Source organism: Halobacterium sp. KA-4, from assembly GCF_021028995.1.
Lineage (GTDB): Archaea > Halobacteriota > Halobacteria > Halobacteriales > Halobacteriaceae > Halobacterium.
This window is the reverse complement of record NZ_JAJJZG010000051.1, coordinates 1-1585: the sequence shown is the minus strand read 5'-3', so window position 1 is coordinate 1585 and position 1585 is coordinate 1. Positions and strand designations below refer to the sequence as shown.

1 protein-coding gene is annotated in these 1585 nt (G+C 58.3%); it reads right to left on the bottom strand.

Annotated elements, in window-relative coordinates; all coding sequences use genetic code 11:
* Positions 1–8: 8 nt before the first annotated feature.
* On the bottom strand, positions 9–1424 hold the full coding sequence (tnpC, locus tag LPA44_RS17980) for an IS66 family transposase (RefSeq protein ID WP_230890848.1): 1416 nt from the start codon (positions 1422–1424) through the stop codon (positions 9–11).
* Positions 1425–1585 lie beyond the last annotated feature (161 nt).

The following is a 1585-nucleotide window of genomic DNA, read 5'->3' as shown; positions in this document are numbered from 1 at the left end:
GTACGTGTTTACCCCGAGGTCTCGACAGTCGGCACAGTGTGAGCCCGTGAGATCATATCATTGTTGCTGACGACTCGACGAAGCTCTTCGTATGGATTGCGTCCCTGCTGGCGCCACGTCGCCAGCAGGGACAAGACCGTCTCGTGAACGAACATTCCTCGGTCATTACGGAGCGTTCCGATGATTTTCCGGAGAACCACTGGTTCACGAAGCGCGTTCTCTGCGGCATTGTTCGTCGGAGAGACCGCTGGCTCACCGACGAAGGTGAGCCAGTGGTCGAGTCCACCTTCCAGCTTCCCGAGTAGTGTTGCCACTGGTCCGTCGGGGACCGACCGGTCAATCAGCGATTCAAGCTCTCTTCGCGCCACACGTTGGAGGTCTGCTCTCTCACGGATTGTCAAGTCGCTCTCCAGTCGGGCCTGGAGAGCGACGTACACCTGTCTGAGAGCGTGGTAGATCGGTTCACCTTCTGCCTGCTTTTCCGCGGCGTCTTCAGCCTCTCGAAGAATGTGCGCCCAACACCGCTGGAGGTTGCTGCTGAAAGCTGGGTACGCCGTCCATCCGTCACAGATGACCGTTCCCGCGAAGTCCTCGCCGAGGACTTCCGCGGGAACATCACTCCCACGACTCTCTCTGACCGCGTACAACGTGTATTGGACGGTCTGAAACGTCCAAATCCACGCTTGCTCACCGTCGCGTTTGATGCCTGTCTCGTCGATGTGAACCACGTCAGCATCCTGAATCTCCTGACGGATCTGCTCGTACTCACAGCGACCGGCGCGCGCAGCGCGTTCGGTCGCGTGCCACGCGGATGCCCCCGAGAGTTCGAGTCTGTGCAGTTGCTCGAAGCGGTCAGCGATCTTCCGGTAGGGAAGGCGGTGATCGTACCGTGACAGAGCTGATTGAGCGATGACGTTCACCCCGAACTGCCCCTCATCGGGGCAGTCGGGGTGAGTCGCAACTGTCTCTGTTCCACAGGAATCGCATTGGTAGTAGTGGCGGTTGTACCGGGTGATTTCTGGGGGCTTCGGATCCGGGATCTCCTCGACGAGTCGGGGGCTGACGCCCACCGACTCGTCGAAGTGGTCGCCACATTCAGGACAACAGTCACAGGTGACTTCGATTTCTTCGTCGGGATCAGCTGTAGAACGCCACTCCGGATCGTGACCGTCTTTTCGACCGGGAGTGCCGCCGTCAGTTCGGACATCGTCGTCTTTGTCATCTTGGGAGGTCGGGGACTCGTCAGTCCCCGACCGTCGCTTACTAGGTGGTGTATGTGGATTCTCGTATTTGCGAAGACGTGTTTCGAGTTCTTCGATTCGTTCGTCCTTCTGCTCGAGTTTTTCCTCCAGCTCGTCGATCCGCTCTGCCATTTGGAGAAACCGTGAGAGAAGCTCGTCTTTGCTGAGGTCGTCCCTATCCACTATGACCACCTCAGCGTTATCTCAGCAGGGTCACCGGGATGGTCTCCGCTCGGAGACCATCCCTGAAGAGGTTCAACTAGCCCTCGCTGAGGGTGCATATCTCCCCGATTGGTCGCCTGCTATGAGACAGTGCCGAAATTCACTGGGGCTAAACACGTACC